Source organism: Sulfurovum zhangzhouensis, from assembly GCF_030347965.1.
Lineage (GTDB): Bacteria > Campylobacterota > Campylobacteria > Campylobacterales > Sulfurovaceae > Sulfurovum > Sulfurovum zhangzhouensis.
This window is the reverse complement of the sequence record NZ_JAQIBD010000001.1, coordinates 458,450-475,287: the sequence shown is the minus strand read 5'-3', so window position 1 is coordinate 475,287 and position 16,838 is coordinate 458,450. Positions and strand designations below refer to the sequence as shown.

Sequence of the window (16,838 nt, the reverse complement as noted above, 5' to 3'; positions counted from 1 at the left end):
TACCAATATTTAGATAAAATCACGTATCATTTACTTACGTATAGGAATCTAAAAAATGGCACAACCACTTCTTATTGAAATCGGTGTTGAAGAACTACCTGCGATACCGTTACTAAAGATCGTAAAAAATATCGAAAATTCTTGGCAAAATCTGCTTGACGAGTATAAGCTCAGTTGTGAGTTTGAGTTTATCTATACACCTAGAAGATTGGTACTTAAACATAGTGCTATGCCGGAAAAACAAGAAGACCAGACGATCGAGTTGATGGGCCCGCCGGTGGCTGCAGCGTATAAAGACGGTGAACCGACTAAGGCAGCAGAAGGGTTTGCCCGTAAATGTGGTGTAAGTATTGATGAACTGGGACGCGCGGACAACAACGGACGTGAGGTACTATTCTTCAAAAAAGAGGAGAAGGGTGCTGCGACAACAACATTGCTGCAAGAGATGCTTGAGAAGTGGATCGCATCGATGGCATTTGGCAAAATGATGAGATGGGGTTCAAGAAGTGATGAGTTTATCCGTCCTATCAGATGGCTGCAAGTAAGAATGAATGATGTGTCGGTACCGGTAGAACTTTTTGGTGTACAGAGTGGTACACAAACCTATGTACACCGTATGGTTAACTATGATGCAGTTGAGGTTCCAAGTATCGATGCATATGAACAAGTACTCTCAAATGGTGCAGTAACACTTTACCCAAAAGATAGAGAAGCGATTATCCTTGAACAGTTTGATGCTCTTGAAGAGAATGAAGGGATCTTTATCGAAAGAGATGCTGATCTGCTCGCAGAAGTTGTTGCTATTACGGAAAACCCAAAAGCATTGGTAGGAAAGTTCGATGAGATGTTCCTTGAACTTCCACCTGAAGTAATCATCACATCGATGAAAGAGCATCAGCGTTACTTCCCTGTATTTGAAGGTGGAAAGATCACCAACAAGTTCGTAGTAGTAAGCAACGCGTATACTGATGATTATAGTAAAGTGATCGCAGGGAACGAGCGTGTATTGAAACCGAGATTGGCTGATGGTCTTTTCTTCTATAGAAATGACCTCAATGCCGGTCTAAGTACAGATGGGCTGGAGAAGGTACAGTTTCTAGATGGATTGGGGACGCTAAAAGATAAGATAAAGAGAGAAAAACGTATTGCTATGCGTTTGCTTGGTCTATATATGGAGAAAGTGGAAGCCCAAAGCGGTAAAGATAACGTCACATTGGAAAAAGCAATGGACAGAGCTGTAGAGCTTGCAAAGGCAGATCTTATGAGCGAGATGGTGTATGAGTTTACTGAACTTCAGGGACTTATGGGATACTACTATGCCAAAGCATTGGGTGAAGATGAGGTTGTTTATAATGCGATAAAAGAGCAGTATATGCCTGTAGGTGAGGGTGCAGAACTCCCAAGCAGTATCTTCTCTAGTATTGTAGCAATGGCGATCAAACTTGATACGCTTATTGGTCTATTTAGTATCGGTATGATACCGACAGGTTCAAAGGATCCATTTGCTCTACGCCGTGCAGTCAACGGTATTGTACGTATCGTTACAGCAAATGACCTTGGCTTCAATATCGAAGATATCATAACACTGCTGAAATCCGAGTATGCAGACTTTGATACACAGCTTTTAAGCGACTTTATCATAGAACGTATCAATAAATCTTTTGATGCTAACCCGTCAGTGATCGCTGCTGTCCTTGCTTCAGGTGATAGAGATATCAACGAACTCGCTAAAAAGGTTACAGCACTTAATGAGATCGTAAGCAGTGATGTATTTAAAGAACAGTTCTCTACCTTTAAGCGTGTAGCAAACATCTCTAAAGATGTAGACCTGAATGCATCGATGAAGATCGACACAACACTCTTTAAAGAAGATGCTGAGGTAACTCTTTACAATGCATATGAAAAAGTGATCAACTCTACGTATAAAGATTATAAAGAGGAGCTGGATGCACTCTTTGGTCTAAAGCGTGAACTTGATGCATACTTTGATGATGTTATGGTAAACAGTGAGGATGCAACACTCAAAAACAATAGACTTAACACAATCGGTTCTATCTATAAGACCTTTAAAGATATTGCCGATATTAAAGAGATCTCTATCTAAACGTATGTCTAGTACCTATGATACCATTATTATCGGCGCGGGTATTGCCGGGGCTAGCAGTGCTTATTTCCTTTCACGTAAAGGTCACAAGGTTTTGGTACTGGATAAAAATGGTATCGCCTCAGGCGGATCGGGAGCTGCAGGGGCTTTTGTCTCTCCAAAGATCGGTAAGGGCGGACCGCTTCAGAGCTTGACCAATGAAGCTTTTGTCTTTGCAAAAGACTTCTATCTATCATATTTTCCCCAGTGTTATCATCAAAGCGGTGTGGTACGTATCCCCAAAGATGAAGAGGATGCAAAGAAGTTTGCAGAGTATGAACCCTATAATGAAAACAGTTATACCAACTGGGATATCGCTGCGTTAAAAGCCCACCATATCAATGTACCATTTGAAAGTTTCTTTTTTGATGAGGCGGGAGCGTGTGATGCACCAGAGACATGTAAGGCCATGTTGGAAGATATCGAATATATCCAAAAAGAGGTTATCGAGCTAAAGTTTGAAGACGGGATTTGGAAAGTAGATGAGTTCCAGGCTAAAGCTATAGTGTTAGCAACTGGATATAAAAATGATCTTTTTGATATGCGTTATATGGGGGTGAAGGGTACCTGGGGGACCCGCGGAGACTTCCGTTCACAACTGCCTATGGAGGTCAGTATGCACCAGTCTATGTCGGTCTCAGCCAATATGAACGGCATCATCCGTCTTGGAGCAACGCATGAAAAAAGTGTTAAAGAACCTAAGCCATGCGAGGATGAGCAAGCGCTCTCTTTGAAAGTCAAAGCTTCTTCCATGGTAGATACTTCAGATATGGAACTTGTCAAAACCTTCTGCGGAATGCGGGCAGGGAGTAAGGACTACTTTCCTTTGGTAGGGAAAGTGATCGACGTCCCGGCTATGCTTGAGACCTATCCTGCTATAGTACGTGGGGCAAAGCCTGAACTAAAGTATATTGACAACCTTTATATCTGTAATGGGCTAGGTGGCAGAGGATTTGTTTTTGGACCGTTAATGGGAAAAATGCTAGCTGAATGTATTGATGATAAAAAAAACTTGGATGATAGGGTAAATCCAGATAGACTATTTTTAAAGTGGTGTAGAAAAAGTCCTGAGCTGGATCATTTAAGATAGTTCAGAAAATTCCCATTTCTCCCATTGAGGGATTTCGCTGATATGAGGGAACCCGTCCAGGATCTCCTGAGGCTGGAATTTAGGCTTGTAAGCAAAGGCCTTGCACCCGTCTACCCAGTAGCCAAGATAGATCCATGGCAGTTCAAGGATCTTGGCTAGCTGAATCTGATAGAGTAGTGAGTAAGTTCCCAAAGAAAGCCTAGGATAGTCAGGGTCATAGTAAAAGTAGATTGAACTGATCCCGTCATCCAGTATATCGATAAGATCTACTCCGATGAGTTTGTCTCCATCCAAATAGAGTATCTCCTTGCCAAAATCATATGCGCCGTCAACAAAGTTCTCAAAGTACTCTCTTTGAGAGATATTTCGATGGGTCCATCCATCTTTTTGATGTTTGTAAGCATGGTATTTGTTATAAAGATTGAGGTGGGCTCTGGTCATTGTAGGTTTTTGGACAATGATCTTGGTCTCTTTGTTTCGACTGATCGCTTTGCGTTGTGATTTGCTAAGTTGGAAATCAGCAACATTAATACGGATACTTTTACATTCGTTGCAACCGTTACAGATCGGATGGAAAAAATATTTTCCAAAACGTCGCCATCCGCGATCGATCACTGCAGTCGTGAAGGTCTTTGAGGCATTGTTGACATACTTGTAGTGCATACGTACGGTTCTGCCGGGCAGGTAGGCACACTCATAGTCCAACATGGAAAAGTCTGTTGACGGTGGGTTTAGTAAGTCTAGCTCTTCATTCATTGTTGCGATTATACTGAAAATAGTGTAAAATCCTATTTATATAACGCTTTCAATGCAAAGCTTCTCCAAGCTACGCTAACGCTGTGTTTTCTTCAGCAGAAGGCTCACGCGACAAGTCGCTTTTATCATGATATCAAGGTAATGTATGTTTCTTTATCAACCGACCTCCGGTTACTGTTACAATAGTGATTCTATCTTCTTATATGATTTTATCTCCAGCTTTCAGCCTAGGGGATCACTTCTTGATGTAGGATGCGGGGTAGGGATTATTTCACTTCTTTTAAGTCGCGACTTTCCGGTAAAAACTACGATTGTCGATAAACAGCAGAAGATGCTGGACTATGCAGTGCACAACTTTCACCTTAATAAACTGGAGGTGAAAAGCCATCTAGGGGACTTTACGGAACTTCATACAGAAGAGAGATTTGATTTTATTGTCTCCAATCCCCCATTTTATGATCCTAGAGTTACACAGAGTGAAGATTCCCATCTCAATATCGCACGTTATGCACATCATTTACCTATCGAGAGCTTTATTAGAAGAGTGAAAACATTCTTGAAGCCGAAAGGCTGGTTTATTTTTTGTTATGATGCAAAACAGATCGATTTGCTCTTGCATCATCTTAAAATAAATGGTATAAACCCTGAGAAGATTCAGTTTGTTCATTCCAAGATCGATAGAGAATCCAAGCTGGTCATGATCGCGGCGCGTAATAATTCAAGGTCCATGACACAGATATTGCCTCCATTTGTGGTATTTGAGGAGGATAGTGTATATAGACCAAATGCGCAAAAAGCCTTTGATAAAGCAGGGACGCATAGTATCAAAGGCGACTTTGAAGTGAGTAAAGAAAGAGAGTAGGACTTTGGATAAATTCTTAGAAGAAGAGGGGTATAGTTATAAATTTGACCCAAGTGCTTGTGAAGCATGCGGAGGACATTGCTGTACCGGTGAGAGCGGATATATTTGGGCAAAATATGATGAGATAGAAAAAATGGCGGAGTTCGTTAACCTTAGCCTAGAAGATTTCGCTACAATGTATCTTAGAAAGGTGAAGCATCGTTATTCACTTGTTGAAAAAAAGCTCAGTGAAGACAATTATGCGTGCATCTTTTTTGATGAAACATTAAAGCGGTGCAGTATATATCCTGTCCGTCCGAGACAGTGTCGTACATTTCCCTTCTGGGAACAGTTTAAAAATGATGAAGATGAGGTAAGAAAAGAGTGCCCGGGTATCGTATAATCCTAGCTGCCATTGTTACGTTTGTTATGTTCAATATATCGGCTCAGGCTAAAGAGCAGATACCTCTAATCAATGAGGATACAATGATCATCAAGGCACTTTTTTTTGATGAACAAATGGCGTATGAATATAGTAGACCTATTTATGGTGCACTCTTTGATAAAACAGGAGAGGAAGAGTTTCTTTTCCGAGAAATGAGATCAGCACTGCTTAGCCGTACGTTTATCAATGAAAGTATCAAGAGACTTGAAACATGGGATAAAAAGCATCCGGATACTTTGGATGCCAAACGTCTATTGATCCCTTTGTATCTTACTGCAAATAATGGTGAACGTGCGCAGGAAGAGTCGATGTATCTTCTTGAAAGATCTCAGCAGGCAATTGACCTGGAGTTGGCTTCAAATGCATTGCTTTATAATGCACAGTTCGAGAGGGCATTACAGTTACTCAAAAGAGTGTATGATGAAACTCTGCATGAAGGTATCCTCTTACGGGTTACTACCATCATGGATGAGTATACAGGACAACGTAAAGAGGCAATCGCACTTTTGGAAACCCATAGGCGTATGCATATTTCATCAAAAAATGTATATTTAAAACTGCTCAAGCTTTATATGAAAGAGAATGATATCAATGGGCTTATAAGTACCTATGAGGCACTTTATGATGTAGAAGGTGATGAGGAGTACGTAAGAAAGATTATTGATGCTTATGTATATAAAAGAGACCTAGAAGGTGCTACGGCATTCTTGGAAAAGCATCGTGACGGTCATGAAGATATTCTTTATGATCTTTATAAAGCAACTAGGTCTTATGAAAAAGCGATACTTCTTGTCGATCACTTCTACAGTCAGGATAAGGATGCGAAATGGCTTGCCGAAAAAGGGATACTTCTTTTTGAACAAGCAGAGGACAAAGATGATCGTAAGATGTTGGAGGAAGTGATCTCTCAATTTGAAAAGGCTATAGCATTAGGGGTGGATGACAGTGTCTATCTTAACTACTACGGCTACACTTTGATAGATAAAGAATTTGATATCAAAAAAGGGATTAGTATTGTGGAGGATGCACTCAAACAGCAACCTGACAATACCTTTTATCTCGACTCGCTTGCGTGGGGATATTATAAACAAAATGAGTGTAAAAAAGCCTATGAATTGATGAAAAAAGTGGTCGATAGAGAAGGTCTAGAACAAGAAGAGATCAATGATCACTGGAATGCTATTCAAAAGTGTAAATAGAAAGAGGATATAATAGCGCCAAATTTTAGAGTATTGGTTAGAAAATGGCACAAATTTTAGATGAAATCATCAAGAAAACTAAAGAAGATCTTGAGCAGAGAAAAGTAGATTTTCCAGAGGAGTGGTTGGGCCGTTCACTGGCATTTAACCCTTTTTTCCCAAAAGATGTAAAGGCTGCTCTTCGTTCAACAGAAGACAATCCTTACCGTATCATTGCCGAGGTTAAGAAGGCTAGTCCTAGTAAAGGAGTAATCCGCGAGGATTTTGACCCGGTAGTGATCGCACAGCAGTATGAAAAGGGAGGAGCAGACTCTCTTTCTATTTTGACTGAGCCTCATTATTTTTTAGGGGATAAAGAGTACCTTGGAATGGTACGCCGCTATGTGAACCTGCCATTACTTCGTAAAGATTTTATCGTAGATAAGTACCAGATTTTAGAAGCACTGGTCTATGGAGCAGATTATATACTGCTAATCGCCGCAGCACTAAGTCGTAAAGAGCTCAAAGAACTTTATGAGTATGCCTTGCATTTGGGATTGGATGTACTTGTTGAGATCCATAGTAAAACAGATCTGATCAAAGCAACTTTTGCAGGAGCACAGATCATCGGAATCAACCATCGTAACCTGGAAACCTTTGAAATGGATATGAGCTTGAGTGAAAAACTTATCCCTTTGATTCCCAAAGGAAAAATCATCGTTGCAGAGTCAGGCATTAATGACCATGATACTGTAGTAGAACTTTCTAAGATCGGTGCAGATGCTTTCTTGGTAGGTGAGCATTTCATGAGACAAGATGATATTTCAGCTGCACTTAGAACACTTAAATATGGTGAAAACCAAGTGAACTAAAGCCTTTTAAGGCTGCTTATACCCGTTTTACAAAACGGGTAATTCTATAATTATCTCCTTTTTATATTTCCTAACAAATTATTACAACTTACTTTAACTATTAATCTATAGCTACATATTATAAATAAATTACTTTTATAACGTTAATATCACGTTGAGTGGATATGATTATTAGGATAAAGGGAGAATGCGGAGAAGTCTGGAATAAAAGTGGGTGCTAAATTTATTTAACTAAAAAGGGGAAAATATGAAGAAGAAGATTTCTCTATTGGTAATTATAGGGGTTGGGATTGCAAATATTGCACAGACTACACCAAGTGATAAAATCAGACCGGGTGTTGTACTCTATAAAATTAAAAAAGATGCCACTGCAAATGAATTAAAAAGTTTAAATGCGTTGCTAAATAGTCATGTTCTGCGTGAAGAAACGGTTGATGGTATTAATCTGCATATTGCGCAACTTAATAGCAAGGGAAGAGAACAGGCAATTAGTAAACTGCTTAGAGGAACAGGTGCAGTAAAGTTTGCAGAACCCGATATGATCGTTTCTCCTTCAAACACTCCAAATGATCCGGATTTTTCAAATCAATGGCATCATGTGACGATCAATTCTACCTATGCATGGGATACAATTACTTCTCCCGAAGACATACAAGCAGTAAAGGTCTGTGTCCTGGATACAGGAGTAGATCAGGATCATCCTGATCTTATGGATAATCTATTGCCTGGTTATAATGCCAACCATTTGCGCTCTGTTGAAGACTTTCATGGACATGGAACCGGTACGGCCGGTGTGATCGGAGCAGTGGGGAATAATGCAGAGGGTATCAGTGGTGTATTATGGGATGTCAATATCATTCCTGTACAGATCAATAATAAAACGGATGATAGTACCGCATATCTTTCAACCATGGCTAAAGGTATTAAGTGGTGTGCTGATCAAGGTGTAAAAGTTGCAAATCTTAGTTATGAGGGTGCAAACGCCTCTACCATTGATGATGCTGCCACGTATCTAAGAGAGCATGGCGGATTACTCTTTATGTCTGCAGGGAACTCTGGGAATTTCTATGATACATCATTTTATCCAGATTGGAAATCCTTTATCATAGTAGGTTCAACAAATAAATCAGATATAAAATCGGCTTTTTCAAATTATGGACCTTTTATCGATCTTGTTGCACCCGGTGAGAGTATTTTGACGACTTATTTGGGTGGAAAATATGTGTATTATTCGGGAACATCATTTTCATCTCCAATGGTTGCAGGAGTAGGTGCAATGATCTTTGGTCTCAATCCTAACTTTACACCTGATGAAGTTGAAAATATATTGTTGAACTCTGTAGTTGATCTAGGAGATCCCGGAGAAGATGACATGTATGGTAAAGGCAGACTTGATGCACAAAAAGCAGTAGATATGGCACTGGAGTATATAAGTACTGCATATCAGAATCCTGTTCCTGTAGCATCTATGACGTATTTGAGTGACTATACTCCTAGAGTAGTAGAGTTTGATGGTTCATCTTCAAGTGATGATGGTACGATAATAAGCTATCTGTGGGATTTTGGTGATGGTAGCGGGGGTGAGGGTATGGTGCTAGAGCATACATATGAAAACCCGGGTCAATACTATGCAACACTTACGGTCCGTGATGATCAAAACCTGAGTGCAACTTCTGAAGTTCTTACAGTTGAAGTTAGTACAGATCCAAATTTTATTCATGCACCAAGTGCATTATCCAGCAGTGAGAATGCCAATAGTATCACACTGTCATGGGTAGATAATTCTGAGAATGAAGATGGATTTATGATTGAACGTGCTAAGAGGGTGAAAGGTAAATATCTATTTACACCACTTAGTGAAACAGCATCAAATATCAATACCTTTACAGATACTATTGGAGAGCAGGGAACGTATCAATACCGGGTGAAGGCTTTTAATGAAATTGAGAGTTCGGCATATTCCAATGTAGTAACGGTGACAGTGAAGAAAAATAATATTTAGGGTCAATGAAATCAGTATTATATCGGGACATTGTGTTGGATTAAAAGACCTACAGACATTAATGTAGGTCTTCTTATGATTTATGAAAGAATTTGTTTGACCACTTGATTGATACGTGCACCGTCAGCACGGTTTCCTATCGTGTTTTTGGCTGCGCCCATGACTTTCCCCATATCTTTCATACTTTCAGCACCGACTTGTGTAATGATCTCTTTAATCGTACTTTCAAGTTCTTCATCACTCATAGGCTCTGGCAGGTAACTTTGAACAATAGCGATCTCTTCAGCCTCTTTTGCTACCAGGTCATCACGTCCTGCTTCCAAGAACTGGGCTTTTGCATCCTCTCTTTGTTTGAGATATTTTGCAAGAATCGCTTCTACATCACTGTCTGTCACCTCTTTACGTTCGTCAACTTCAACTTGTTTGATACTTGCCTGGATATTCCTTAGTGTATCTCTTGTAATGATATCTTTAGCACGCATTGCCTCTTTAATATCATTTTTGATCTGCTCTTTTAAACTCACGTTGTGCTCCTATGAAAGATTTAAAAGGATTATACTATAATCCACGTATGATAATTACGATTCAAGATAAACAGTTCGATACAAAAAAGATCACTCAGCTCTATCCTGCAGCTGTGGTAAAGACCGGTTATAAGGATGAGACAACAAAGGTTAGCCTTGAATGGCTTGATATCGAAGCCAAAGGCAAAGTTGAGGTTGTAGGTTTTGGTATCTTTGTACACCTTGGTGAAGAGGAAAAACATGAATTTATCTTTGAGACCAAGGAAGAAATGGATGCATTGGCAGGTCAGATCGCCGCTCAATTAAAGCGCAACTAGTTACGTGGGCACTCTGCCGAAGAGATCTTAGTGATAACAATCTCTTTAAAAGAAGTTGCCTAAGGGCAAGTTATATTTAAGAGACAAAAATGCTCTTTGCTCATTTTGCGTACTATCAAATGAAAGAGATGGATACGTTGGCCGAGCAGATTGCAGCGCAGTTAAGAAGATAGATTAATAGCTCGAGATTACATCAAATAATAACTACTGAAAATTAAATATTTCTTTTATATTTTTCTTTGGATTTAAGTTAGATTACCCTATCATTCACCTACAAGAACTGGAGATCTTATGACACTATTTCAACTATTTCTTTTAATCCTTGCCGGGGTGATCTTTTACCTTTTTTTCAAACAGCTTTTTTCTGGTGAACACCCTAAAAGAGGCGTAGATTTTGAAGCGAATCTCCCTGATGAACAGATCGGTGGAATAAACCGTCCTGACAAGACCTTTTCCAAACCTGAGGTACAGTTGACACGTTTTGAACATTTAGTTCAAATGGCGGATGATGCTGTAGCAGATGGTGATATGCTAGAAGCCAGTAAAGCACTCCAAAGTGCTTTAATTCTGGAACCGGATAATATCGATGTCCTGCAAAGACACGGTTATGTGATGATGCAGATAGATAATCTTGAGGATGCAAAAGAGAGCTTTGAAAAGATTATTTCACTGGATGTAAATGATGATTCAGCACATGATTCTTTAGCTAATATTTTACATAAGCTGGGAGATGAAGAGGGTGCTTTAAAACACCATGCATTATCTGTTGAGCTTGACTCTGAATATGCTCCACACCATTTTAACTATGCTAATACACTGTTTGATATAGGACGAAAAGAAGAAGCACTGTTGGAGTATATAAAAGCGTATGAGCTGGATTCATCACTGGATGAAGCAAAAAAAATGATCAACGAATTAAAGGCATAATTATGAGTAAAAGTGTATGTTTTATAACCCAAGAAGCAACAGAAGAAATACTTTCACGCGTTACTAAGGTATGTGCAGAGTGTTATTCTGATATACATGTTGGTGATATGATACACTATGATATGCAGAATTATCGTTACTTGTGTGAACGTTGTCAAGAGGAACTGTGTGAAAAGATGAATGATGAGTGTGAGATCATTGTTGAAGAATCAGCAGGACTTTTCGGATAGTTCATTCATATCAATTTTATACATCTTATGCCTTGTCCAATTTGGCACCGGGCGCAAGTTCAACCCTCTTGGCATTGATCTCTCCACTGACCTGACCGTTTGTTCCTATCCTTAATAGTTTGCTTGCTACTACTTCTCCTGTCAATTTACCGTCAACTGTTATATTCTTACTACGTATTTGTTCGGTATTGACGATGGCATGTTCAAGCAAGTTGATTTTGTCAACGGCGGTAATAATACCATCGACAGAACCATCTATTGTGATCTCTTTGGCACGAGCTTCTTGTGAAAGTTGTCCCTCTTCCATGATTTCCAGAGTATCACACATGATACTTCCTTCAAGTTTACCGTTGATGATAGCATGCTTCGCGTATACATTCCCTTTTATGTACCCGGACTTTCCGATCACAAGTATATTGCTTACTGAAACATTCCCAATGACGGTTCCGTCAATATGAACAGTATCGCTACCTTTAAGTTCGCCGGTGATTTCCATGCATGATGTAATGATTGTTGCAGAGTTTATCTTTGGAGTCGGTCTGGATTTCTTTTTACGACGAAACAGTGCCATTGAGATCCTTTTGTTCATTTGAGAGGTTAATGATCTTTTCGATCTGTCCTAGAATACTTTTCCATTTTACCCTAGGTACATCTTCGCTGATAGAGTATATATTTTCTTCATCCCATGAGATAAAAGGCTTTGGATTCAGCCATTTTTCAAGATACCTGATCTCATAGTGAAGGTGTGGGCCTGTACTTCTTCCTGTACTTCCTACATAAGCGATAAGATCTCCTTTGTTGACGTAGTCACCGCTTTTGACAGCAAAACCGCTAAGATGTCCATAAGCAGTTTTGAATCCAAAAGAGTGTGCTAGCAAAAGAAAGTTTCCGTAAGCGCCTTTACGTTTGGCATAGACTACCACCCCATTGGCCGGGGCATAAACAGGAGTACCTTTGCGGGCTTTTAGATCAAGTGCAGGATGGAAGGAGTTTCTTTTTGTGATAGGATGAGTACGATAACCGTAAGTGCTGCTGATACGTTTGTAGTCAAGGGGTTTACCGTTAGGAATACTGTTTAAGAACAGAACTTTTTGTATGGTCTGGATTTGAAAATCTACAAGTTTTTCTTTGAGGCTTTGAGCAGTTTCTTCTCTTTCTTCTTCCAGTCTGGCTTGGAAACTGGCATTGAGATCAGGCCCATAGCCTATCATCTCTTCTACCTCTTGAAGTTTTTCATTGACAGAAGCAAGTTTGTCGCTATTTTCCTGTATCAAGTGTGTAAGTTGTAAGTTTTGTTTTTCCAGAATGTCATTTTTGTGCTTGTAGGTTGCACTTTTTTCTTCGAGTACAATGATCTCATTTTGAAATTCGACTTTTTGACTATTGAGCTTAGTTACCTTGTTGTTAAGAAAATTAATATAAAGATAAGTGGCAAAGGCGATCGTAATCAGTAGAAGAATTACTCCGACTATGATCTTTTTGATGATCTCATGTACGCTGTACTGTATAGACCCGTTGATATCACTGATGGTGATGATGAGTCTATTTTTCATCTCTTTCCCTAATGTACCTGATAGCATTGATATAGCTCAGGGCATTGAGTTTGAAACCTTTATAGGCTATATCAAAAGCTGTCCCGTGATCAACAGAAGTTCTTAGTATGGGCAAATTGAGCGAGACATTGATCCCTTCATCAAAATAGAGTGCTTTGAGCGGTGCAAGTCCCTGATCATGGTACATAGCGATATAGTGGGTATAGTGTGCACGTACATGAGGAGTAAAGGCAACATCTGGAACTAGCGGCGATGTAAAGACGTGCTTGTCCAATTGTTTATGTGCATTTTTGATAGATTCATTGATGATAGTCTCTTCATTTCCCAGTACACCCTCATCTCCTGCATGAGGGTTAAGACCAAGAACAGCCACAGTATTTTTGGGTTGGGCCGTATGATAGAAGTCTATTAAAAAACGGGTAAGATCTTTGGCATTGATGCTTTTGGCAACCTCATTGAGAGGGATATGTTCGGTAAAGAGCGCAACATACATTTTCGGACAACCAAGCATCATGATTGCTTTCGCGTCGAAAAAGTCACGCAGGGCATCAGTATGTCCTTTATACTTTACTCCTGCTAACTCCCAAGCTTTTTTGTGTATAGGAAGTGTACTGACGGCATCTACTGCATGTGCTTTTGCGAGTTCGACAGCTTTGCAAAATGAGGCATAAGCATAAGCACCGCTTTCTTTACTGACAATGCCCGGTTTTATCTCAAAGTAGGGTGCAATATCTTCTATGGTTTGAAACTCTTCCGGGATAGACAGATTGAGCTTGGAGGCTGCCTGTTTCAGCATTGCTCTATCGATACAATAGATCGGTTTGACAAGTTCGCAGATTTTGCCATGATTTTCAAGGGCTAGCTGTATTCCGATTCCGTTTAGATCGCCGATACTTATTGCAACTTGTTGAAGGTTTTGCATTGCGTACTTCTTCTTTAACTCAACGTATAAGTTTATGTTTCATATCGATGATAGCCTGCTCTAACCCTGTATAGATAGAACGTGCGATGATACTTTGACCAATATTCAACTCTTCGATGTGTTCGATCTCTACAATCGCTGAGACATTCTGCATATTAAGTCCATGACCTGCTGCTACCTTTAGACCAATCTCTTTCGCTTCTTTGCTTAGTACACGTAGTTCATAAAGTTCTTCTTCAAGCATTTTTTTGAGTTCATTGCGCGGGAGTTCAAGTTCAGGGATCGTATGATGGGTTTTTGCCAAATTGGTATAAAGCATTGCATAGATATTGGCATATTTACCGGTATGAAACTCTATCCACTCAACACCTAATGTCTTGGAGGCTTTAAGTGCTTCAGAGGTCGGATCAATAAATAGTGATACTTCAATCTCATGTTCTTGTAGTCTACTGATCGCTTCTGCAAGTTTTGGCTGATCTCCAGTGACTGCCAGACCACCTTCTGTCGTCACTTCTTCACGTTTTTCAGGTACCAGTGTTACACGGTGGGGCTTAAGTTTACAGGCGATATCGATCATCTCCGGTGCAATAGCACACTCAAGATTTACAGGAAGTGCAGAAAGATCAATAATATGCTGTGCATCAGCATCTTGGATATGCCGTCTGTCCTCACGCAAATGAATCGTGATCTGATCCGCACCGGCACGTTTACAAATGCCTAAGGCATCCAGCGGATCCGGATCCCCAACTCTTCTTGCTTCTCTCAGTACAGCAATATGATCAATATTGACACCTAGTAACATGTTTCACTCCCTAAATAATATCTATTGATTATATCTAAAAATATTTTTAAGATACGATTTGTATAATCGCCACAACACAGATCATTGGAGAAATAATGGTAAACAAAGATATTCTTCCGGTAGAGTCATATAATGAGATCAAAGATATGATAGGTAACGGCAAACCAACAGTGCTCTCTTTCGGTATGAGTCACTGTTATAGTTGCATCGCAATGTCAAAAGTTTTTTATGAGTTATTGCAAGAGCACCCGGGACTTCAGATCTATTCAATAGACTCTCAAAGAGACCGTATCATAAGCCGCGATATCTACAAACTCAAAGAGATGCCTGCACAGCTTTTTTTTGATGAAGATGGCGAAGAGGTCTTCAGGCATACCGGGGCATATAAAAAGCCGGTAGTTGAGGTCATACTGAAAAAATATGGGTTTAATCTTTAGAATTTGTAATATTAAGCGTATTTCTCAAAGATTTTGAGAAGCTTTTGACTAAATGCATATCATTGATGGCCATGGCAGTTATCTCTGGTTTAATATGTGTATTCTTTGCCATATCTTCGATAAGTTTCATACTGTTCTTATATGAAGCTGCAATTTTGTTATACGTTGATTCCAGCTCTTCAATGGCTTCATGGTCACCTTCTTTTGCATTATGAAATGCCAAAACGGTTTTAAGTATCTGATAACGCAGGTTCTTATAAAAGGTCTGCTCTTCCGGTGAAGTTGCCTCATAAAAGTTATTGATATCTGCCAGCATATCTTTGATAGATTTTGCTGCAGTTGATAGATAGATATTTTTACGTGATAACTCTTTGAGCTGCAATTGATGTGCCTCAAGATTATCTTTAGAGGAAAGCATGGAGTTATAACGATAGATTTCTCCTTCGATCAAACGTATTTTCTCATAGAGCTTTTCATAGGAGAGATCAAAGTTTTGATTATAAAGTTCGAGCAGTCTGTCTACTCCATATTGTTTTTCCAATGCTTTTGGGGGTGGGATATTGATAGATAAAAGAGCAAACTCTTCTATCTTATCAGAAAGGTGTATGATCTCTTTTTGTAATGCCTCAAGTGCCAGCTCCGGTACTGCCAAAGGTACATTATGGATAAAATGGGTGACCTGTATGACCTCTTTGGTAAAGAATTTTCCGACCCAATTAGCCAAAGATCCAATGAACGGATACCATAACACTACTCCCACAAGATTGAATAAAGTATGAAAAAGGGCAATCTTGACTACATCATCTATACCAAAAAGGTATGTTTCAAAGGGAATGATCATCCATTGAAGCGTTAAAAGTACGACCAAGGCAGTACTAATGTTAAATACCAGGTGGGCTATAGCAGTTCGTTTTTTGTCAGGTATACCACCCATTGCACCAAGAACTGCTGTAACTGTAGTACCGATATTGGCTCCTACTACAAAAGCTGCTGCAGCCTCAAAAGAGACCATTTGAGTAAAGAGCGCACTTTGTATAATAGCGATAGATGCAGAACTTGATTGTATGATTGCAGTGATAACTAGACCAATGACGGCAAACCAGTAGGGGCTTACTGAAAGATAGTTGGATAGATCGAAGCTTTTTGAAAAAATGTTAAAACTATCTTTCATCCCCTCCAGTCCCAAAAAGATCAACCCAAATCCTACCATCATATTAAAGTAGTTCTTCCATCTCCCCGATTCACTGGAGAGTACACTGCCCAATCCGCCAAGTCCTATCATAAGATAGGAGAGTACTTTGATATCCAGTTTAAACCCAATAAGGGCTACGATCCATGTAGTGACTGTTGTTCCTATATTTGAGCCAAAGATCACCCCCAGTGCACTTTGCAGGCCCATCATCTGGGCACCAACCAGGGAAAGTGTCATAAGTGTTACAACAGAGGAACTCTGAAAAAGTGCTGTGGCACCAAGACCGGTCAAGAGACTTTTGAATGTAGTAGCTGTAGCATTTTGTACTATACGTTTAAAAGCACGTCCGGCTGATATTTTTATTTGTGCTTCAAGATAGAGCATACCAAATAAAAATAGCCCGAGTCCTGAAAAAGCTTCTACCCATACGATAAACAGATCTTGCATTAATGTACACCTCTTTAACTCAACCTTAGGTGGTCAACATAGTGATATTATATCAGGTGTGGATAATATTATACATCTTAAGTACGATAGGTTTGTGATGTCATTGTACCGCTCTTCCGTTGCTCTTATGAACTATTTACTTCATAAAGCGTAATAAAAA

General features: G+C 39.6%; 18 protein-coding genes. 11 read left to right on the top strand and 7 right to left on the bottom strand.

The window, feature by feature from the left end:
• The first annotated feature begins 55 nt into the window (after positions 1-55).
• Both glyS and mnmC1 read left to right on the top strand, forming a co-directional pair.
• A complete protein-coding gene (glyS, locus tag PGH07_RS02520; RefSeq protein ID WP_289412345.1) occupies positions 56-2,104 on the top strand; it encodes a glycine--tRNA ligase subunit beta in 2,049 nt (682 codons plus the stop codon).
• A 4-nt stretch (positions 2,105-2,108) separates the two neighbouring features.
• Complete coding sequence (mnmC1, locus tag PGH07_RS02515; protein WP_289412344.1) at positions 2,109-3,233, top strand: FAD-dependent 5-carboxymethylaminomethyl-2-thiouridine(34) oxidoreductase MnmC1; 1,125 nt, start codon at positions 2,109-2,111, stop codon at positions 3,231-3,233.
• Here mnmC1 and PGH07_RS02510 read toward each other — a convergent pair.
• Positions 3,225-3,989 (bottom strand): arginyltransferase, encoded by a 765-nt coding sequence (locus PGH07_RS02510; RefSeq protein ID WP_289412343.1) that lies wholly within the window; start codon positions 3,987-3,989, stop codon positions 3,225-3,227. The two genes, mnmC1 and PGH07_RS02510, sit on opposite strands and share 9 nt — an antisense overlap.
• Before the next feature lie 145 nt (positions 3,990-4,134).
• Between PGH07_RS02510 and PGH07_RS02505 the strand changes: the two genes are divergently transcribed.
• The 5 genes from PGH07_RS02505 (at position 4,135) to PGH07_RS02485 (ending at position 9,327) form a co-directional block, all read left to right on the top strand.
• A complete protein-coding gene (locus PGH07_RS02505) occupies positions 4,135-4,851 on the top strand; it encodes a tRNA1(Val) (adenine(37)-N6)-methyltransferase (RefSeq protein WP_289412342.1) in 717 nt (238 codons plus the stop codon).
• A gap of 4 nt (positions 4,852-4,855) precedes the next feature.
• Complete coding sequence (locus PGH07_RS02500) at positions 4,856-5,233, top strand: YkgJ family cysteine cluster protein (RefSeq protein ID WP_289412341.1); 378 nt, start codon at positions 4,856-4,858, stop codon at positions 5,231-5,233.
• Between the two features lie 26 nt (positions 5,234-5,259).
• On the top strand, positions 5,260-6,474 hold the full coding sequence (locus tag PGH07_RS02495; protein WP_289412340.1) for a tetratricopeptide repeat protein: 1,215 nt from the start codon (positions 5,260-5,262) through the stop codon (positions 6,472-6,474).
• 44 nt (positions 6,475-6,518) lie between these two features.
• The gene (trpC, locus tag PGH07_RS02490) at positions 6,519-7,325 is read left to right on the top strand and encodes an indole-3-glycerol phosphate synthase TrpC (protein WP_289412339.1); all 807 of its coding nucleotides are present in this window, start codon (positions 6,519-6,521) and stop codon (positions 7,323-7,325) included.
• 247 nt (positions 7,326-7,572) lie between these two features.
• The gene (locus PGH07_RS02485; protein WP_289412338.1) at positions 7,573-9,327 is read left to right on the top strand and encodes a S8 family peptidase; all 1,755 of its coding nucleotides are present in this window, start codon (positions 7,573-7,575) and stop codon (positions 9,325-9,327) included.
• 80 nt (positions 9,328-9,407) lie between these two features.
• On the opposite strand, the gene PGH07_RS02480 is transcribed toward PGH07_RS02485, so the two are convergent.
• Positions 9,408-9,851, bottom strand: coding sequence for a GatB/YqeY domain-containing protein (locus tag PGH07_RS02480; RefSeq protein ID WP_289412335.1), 444 nt, complete (start codon positions 9,849-9,851; stop codon positions 9,408-9,410).
• Between the two features lie 11 nt (positions 9,852-9,862).
• On the opposite strand from PGH07_RS02480, the gene PGH07_RS02475 reads away from it, so the two are divergent.
• The 3 genes from PGH07_RS02475 (at position 9,863) to PGH07_RS02465 (ending at position 11,325) form a co-directional block, all read left to right on the top strand.
• A complete protein-coding gene (locus PGH07_RS02475; protein ID WP_289412334.1) occupies positions 9,863-10,168 on the top strand; it encodes a phosphomannomutase in 306 nt (101 codons plus the stop codon).
• Positions 10,169-10,459: 291 nt separating this feature from the next.
• Positions 10,460-11,095, top strand: a complete 636-nt coding sequence (locus PGH07_RS02470) for a tetratricopeptide repeat protein (RefSeq protein ID WP_289412332.1) — start codon at positions 10,460-10,462, stop codon at positions 11,093-11,095.
• Between the two features lie 2 nt (positions 11,096-11,097).
• Complete coding sequence (locus tag PGH07_RS02465) at positions 11,098-11,325, top strand: hypothetical protein (RefSeq protein WP_289412330.1); 228 nt, start codon at positions 11,098-11,100, stop codon at positions 11,323-11,325.
• 25 nt (positions 11,326-11,350) lie between these two features.
• Here PGH07_RS02465 and PGH07_RS02460 read toward each other — a convergent pair whose 3' ends face one another.
• The 4 genes from PGH07_RS02460 to PGH07_RS02445 are packed head-to-tail and all read right to left on the bottom strand — an operon-like array spanning position 11,351 to position 14,602.
• Entirely contained in the window at positions 11,351-11,896 is a 546-nt protein-coding gene (locus tag PGH07_RS02460; protein WP_289412328.1) for a polymer-forming cytoskeletal protein, read from the bottom strand.
• Positions 11,877-12,878 carry a M23 family metallopeptidase gene (locus PGH07_RS02455; protein WP_289412326.1) on the bottom strand — a complete coding sequence of 334 codons (1,002 nt, stop codon included), beginning with the start codon at positions 12,876-12,878 and terminating at the stop codon, positions 11,877-11,879. Before PGH07_RS02455 ends, PGH07_RS02460 begins: the two co-directional genes overlap by 20 nt.
• The gene (gene pdxA / locus PGH07_RS02450) at positions 12,868-13,800 is read right to left on the bottom strand and encodes a 4-hydroxythreonine-4-phosphate dehydrogenase (RefSeq protein ID WP_289412325.1); all 933 of its coding nucleotides are present in this window, start codon (positions 13,798-13,800) and stop codon (positions 12,868-12,870) included. The genes PGH07_RS02455 and pdxA overlap by 11 nt, the downstream gene beginning before the upstream one ends.
• Before the next feature lie 19 nt (positions 13,801-13,819).
• The gene (locus PGH07_RS02445; protein WP_289412323.1) at positions 13,820-14,602 is read right to left on the bottom strand and encodes a pyridoxine 5'-phosphate synthase; all 783 of its coding nucleotides are present in this window, start codon (positions 14,600-14,602) and stop codon (positions 13,820-13,822) included.
• Positions 14,603-14,697: 95 nt separating this feature from the next.
• Between PGH07_RS02445 and PGH07_RS02440 the strand changes: the two genes are divergently transcribed.
• Entirely contained in the window at positions 14,698-15,039 is a 342-nt protein-coding gene (locus PGH07_RS02440; protein ID WP_289412322.1) for a thioredoxin family protein, read from the top strand.
• Here the strand turns inward: PGH07_RS02440 and PGH07_RS02435 are convergent.
• Positions 15,029-16,678 (bottom strand): Na/Pi cotransporter family protein, encoded by a 1,650-nt coding sequence (locus tag PGH07_RS02435; RefSeq protein WP_289412320.1) that lies wholly within the window; start codon positions 16,676-16,678, stop codon positions 15,029-15,031. The genes PGH07_RS02440 and PGH07_RS02435 overlap by 11 nt on opposite strands.
• Positions 16,679-16,838 lie beyond the last annotated feature (160 nt).